This is a genomic window from Pseudomonas sp. Colony2 (assembly GCF_019382755.1).
Lineage (GTDB): Bacteria > Pseudomonadota > Gammaproteobacteria > Pseudomonadales > Pseudomonadaceae > Aquipseudomonas.
This window is the reverse complement of record NZ_CP080030.1, coordinates 5588546-5592865: the sequence shown is the minus strand read 5'-3', so window position 1 is coordinate 5592865 and position 4320 is coordinate 5588546. Positions and strand designations below refer to the sequence as shown.

At 60.4% G+C, this 4320-nt stretch carries 5 protein-coding genes; 2 read left to right on the top strand and 3 right to left on the bottom strand.

The window, feature by feature from the left end:
- The 3 genes from JV201_RS29915 to JV201_RS22420 form a co-directional block, all read right to left on the bottom strand.
- On the bottom strand, nucleotides 1-325 hold a 325-nt coding region (locus tag JV201_RS29915; RefSeq protein ID WP_257903251.1), incomplete at its 3' end, for a glutathione S-transferase N-terminal domain-containing protein.
- Between the two features lie 199 nt (nucleotides 326-524).
- Complete coding sequence (locus tag JV201_RS22425) at nucleotides 525-761, bottom strand: DUF6124 family protein (RefSeq protein WP_003213089.1); 237 nt, start codon at nucleotides 759-761, stop codon at nucleotides 525-527.
- A 341-nt stretch (nucleotides 762-1102) separates the two neighbouring features.
- Nucleotides 1103-2134, bottom strand: a complete 1032-nt coding sequence (locus tag JV201_RS22420; protein WP_177122557.1) for a LacI family DNA-binding transcriptional regulator — start codon at nucleotides 2132-2134, stop codon at nucleotides 1103-1105.
- Nucleotides 2135-2346: 212 nt separating this feature from the next.
- Here JV201_RS22420 and JV201_RS22415 point away from each other — a divergent pair, with 212 nt between their 5' ends.
- The gene (locus JV201_RS22415; protein WP_087693163.1) at nucleotides 2347-2880 is read left to right on the top strand and encodes a gluconokinase; all 534 of its coding nucleotides are present in this window, start codon (nucleotides 2347-2349) and stop codon (nucleotides 2878-2880) included.
- An 84-nt stretch (nucleotides 2881-2964) separates the two neighbouring features.
- The gene (locus tag JV201_RS22410) at nucleotides 2965-4320 is read left to right on the top strand and encodes a GntP family permease (RefSeq protein ID WP_008431626.1); all 1356 of its coding nucleotides are present in this window, start codon (nucleotides 2965-2967) and stop codon (nucleotides 4318-4320) included.

Genomic DNA, 4320 nt, shown 5'->3' with positions numbered 1-4320 from the left:
GGTTGAGTTCGATGGCTTGCCAGTCTATCCATTGCTCGACTCTGGCCCGGGCTGCCGGCTCAACGGGCAGCAGGTCGTGGCGCTGGTGCAGGCCCACGAGGTAGCGGCAGATGGTGTTGGATTCCCACAGCACGCCGTTGTCGTCGATGATCACCGGGACTTGGGCGTTGGGGTTCAGGGCCAGGAATTCGGGCGACTGGGTGGAGGCGAAGCCGATGCCCCAGTCTTCGCGGTCGTAGGGGATATCCAGTTCCTGGCAGGTCCACAGGACTTTTCGCACGTTGATGGAAGAAGTGCGACCGAGGATTTTCAGCGAATGGCCCATGGTGCTTTCCTGACGAGGGTGAGAAGGCAGGGGGCAATTTAGCAGGGGCCAGAAGGCACGGCGAGGGTGTTAAGTGGGCAGGATCAAAAATGTGGGAGCGGGCTTGCTCGCGAATGCGGTGTATCAGTGATGGAAAGCTCGGCTGACACACCGCATTCGCGAGCAAGCCCGCTCCCACAGTTTGACCGCGTGCGGTCTGTTAGATCAGTGGTGATTCCTGGTCCATCAGCTTGCCCATCAGCAATACGCCCAACTCACTCAACTGGTGAATCGCCAATGCGGTGTCGCGGTCTTTGCCGGTGAGTTCATCAGACAGGTCGAGCAATAACGTGCTGACCGAGGAAAACGTCTCGTAGCTGTTGGCGATCAGGCTTTCGCTGCTGGCGTCGGGGCTGACGGTGAATAAGGCGGGAGGATTTGGAGTTGCTTTGAACATAGGTGAGTTCTCTAACTGGGCCACCACCTGATCGCTACTAAACGAAAGGGTGGCRGCTGCACGCAGGTTAGTAGACCGGTAAAGTCACACAAAAATCCGGCGCGCCACGAGGGCGCCCTGCGCACAGCCACCATCAAGCACAGACAGGTAAGTCCGATAGATGAAGCTCATGCACATTCTGTATGACTGTCCAGGCTACTAAACCCGATCACTGAGAAATTCAGCGACCGGGCAACCTTAGAGAGCCCTACCCAGGCGCACAAGCCGGCGGATTCTGACGTACCTGTAGGTAACGGAGCAAGGCGCTGCCAGCAACACCAGCCACTTCCTACAGCTACCGCCTAGGTACTCTCGCGCACCTTCAACTCAAACCCCATGTCCACCACCGGCCGGGCGATCTTGTTGCCGGCCATCACCGTCAGCAAATGCTCTGCCGCGCGCCGGCCAATGGCTTCACGCGGCGTACTGATGCTGCTCAGTCGCGGCACCATGAACGAGGAGGAGGGCAGGTCGTTGAAGCCCAGCACCGAGATCTGGTCCGGCACCTTGATGCCATGGCGCAGCGCTTCCAGCAACGCACCCTGAGCCAGGTCGTCGTTGCCAAAGAAGATCGCGTCCACGTCCGGATGGCTGGCCAGCAGTTGCAGGAACAGCTCACCACCCAGGCCCAGCGACGATGGCCGTGGCGTCAGCACTTCGAGTGCCGGGTCGTACAACCCCGCCTGCTGCAACGCCCGGCGAAAGCCTTCACCGCGCAACAACGTGCGCTGGTCCAGTTGCGCGCCAATGTAGGCCAGGCGCTTGCGACCCCGTGAGATCAAATGCGCGGCCGCTGTTTCCCCGGCGTTCAACTGCGAGAATCCTACGCAGTTCAGTCCGGCGCCCGGGTCCAGGTCCATCATGTACACACACGGCACATTGCTCGATTCCACCATGCGCCGGGCGCTTTCCGTACGGTCAAACCCGGTCAGCAGCAACCCCCGTGGCTGGTAGGCCATGTAGTTGCGCAGCAGGTCTTCTTCTTCGTCACGGGAATAGTGGGTGTTGCCGATCAGCACTTCAAAGCCCTTGGGCCGCAGCACCTGGTGGATGGCTTCCAGGGTTTCGATAAACAGCAGGTTGGACAGCGACGGCACCAACACCACCACCGACTGGCTCTGGGCAGATGCCAGGGCACGGGCGGCCGGGTTGACCACGTAGCTCAGTTCGGCGGCGGCTTTTTGCACTTTTTCCACCAGTTCGGTGGCCACGGTGCTGATGCCGCGCAAGGCTCGGGATGCGGTAATCGGGCTCACGCCAGCCAGGCGGGCCACTTCATTGAGGGTAGGGCGGCCCGTGGTGCGGGTATTTTTATCGTTCTTGGGAGTCATCAGGCGGCTTGCCAAACAAAAATCGAGGCACTAAGGTAGCGCTGTCTCCAAGACCCTGCAAATTCTTGAACGTCGGGATGCCTGTTCCCGTTCAAACCTTTGGAGCAGATGCACGCGTCACTCCATAAAAATGACAAGACGGCGCGGGAAAAGCCTGTTTTTGCACTAGCCTTACAGCGTGCAAAGGTAGCGCTATCTGCGTCTTGAGGTGTTTCATGAGTCAACCTGTTACTGCCCTCGTGATCATGGGTGTTTCCGGCTGTGGCAAGTCCAGCGTCAGCGAGGCCCTGTGCCTGCTGAACGGCGCCACTGCCATCGAAGGCGACAGCTTTCACCCCGCCGCGAACATCGAGAAGATGAGCGCCGGCCATCCCCTTAACGACGAAGACCGCGCCGGCTGGCTCGACATCCTGTGCGATGAGCTGCGCCGCTCGCTCAAGGCCGGCGAGCATCCGGTGCTCACCTGTTCGGCCCTGAAGAAGAAATACCGCGACCACCTGCGCGAAGCCGCGCCGGGCCTGGGGTTTGTGTTTCTGGAGCTGACCCGCGAAGTCGCCGCCGACCGTGTATCCCATCGCCCCGGCCATTTCATGCCGGCCAGCCTCATAGACAGCCAGTTCGCCACCCTTGAATCGCCGGTGGGCGAGCCGTTGACCCTGGCGCTGAACGCCAGTGAAGACAGCGTCGAAGAACTGGCCGAGCAAACCAATGCCTGGTGGCTCGAACACGGCTTTGAACCAAACAAATAATTTTTTGCCGGACAAGATAGCGCTGTCCGCCTGCACTGAATTTTTTACCGGCTTTAATAACAACAACAAACAGGAGAGACCCCCATGTTTGGCTTGTCCCACGATACCTATCTGCTGCTCGATGCAGTGGTGACCATCATCGGCCTGATCGTGTTGATCACCCGATTCAAAGTCCACCCGTTCATTGCGCTGATCATCGCCGCAGGCTTTCTCGGCCTGACCTCGGGCATGCCCGTGGACAAGATCATCAAGGCCTTCCAGGACGGCTTCGGCGGGGTGCTCGGCTTTGTCGGGATTATCCTCGCGCTGGGTACGATGCTCGGCAAGATGATGGCCGATTCCGGCGGTGCCGATCAGATCGCGCAAACCCTGGTGCGGGCCTTCGGCAAGGAGAAGGTGCAGTGGGCAATGATGTTCGCCGCGTTCCTGGTGGGCATTCCGCTGTTCTTCGAGATCGGTTTTGTGTTGCTGATCCCGCTGGTGTTTATCGTTGCGCGCCGTACCGGTGTGTCGCTGATCAAGATCGGCATTCCGCTGCTGGCCGGCCTGTCGGCGGTGCACGGCCTGGTGCCACCGCACCCGGGCCCGCTGCTGGCGATCGGCGTGTTCGGTGCCGACATCGGCAAGACCATTCTCTACGGCCTGATCGTCGCGCTGCCTACGGCGATCATCGCCGGCCCGCTCTACGGTTCGTTTATCGCCAAGTACATCCCGGGCAACCCGTCCCAGGAACTGGTAGACCAACTGGCCAGTGAGCAACCGGAATCCAAGACCCTGCCGAGCTTCAGCATCACCCTGATCACCGTGCTGTTGCCGGTGTTCCTGATGCTGCTGAAAACCTTCGCCGACGTCGCCCTGCCGGACGGCCACGTGATCCGCAACTGGATGGACATGATCGGTCACCCGATCACCGCGTTGCTGCTGGCCTTGCTGCTGTCGCTGTACACCTTTGGCCATCGCCAGGGCATCGGCTCCAAGCAAATCCTCAAGCTGCTCGACGCCAGCCTTGCGCCGACCGCAGCGATCATCCTGATCATCGGTGCCGGTGGTGGTTTCAAGCAGATGCTGGTGACCAGCGGCGTAGGTGATGTGATCGGCCATATGGCGGTGACCGCGCAGATCAACCCGATCCTGCTGGCCTGGCTGGTGGCGGCGGTGATTCGTGTGGCCACCGGTTCTGCCACAGTGGCGACCATTACCGGTGCCGGCATTGTGGTGCCGGTGGTGGGGATGATTCCGGGGGTGAACCGCGAGTTGCTGGTATTGGCGACGGGGGCGGGCTCGCTGGTGCTGTCTCACGTCAACGATGCGGGGTTCTGGCTGGTGAAGCAGTACTTCAATATGACCGTGGCCGAGACGTTCAAGACCTGGACGGCGATGGAGACCATCCTGTCGGTGGTGGCGTTGGGCTTTATCATGTTGCTGTCGCTGGTGGTCTAA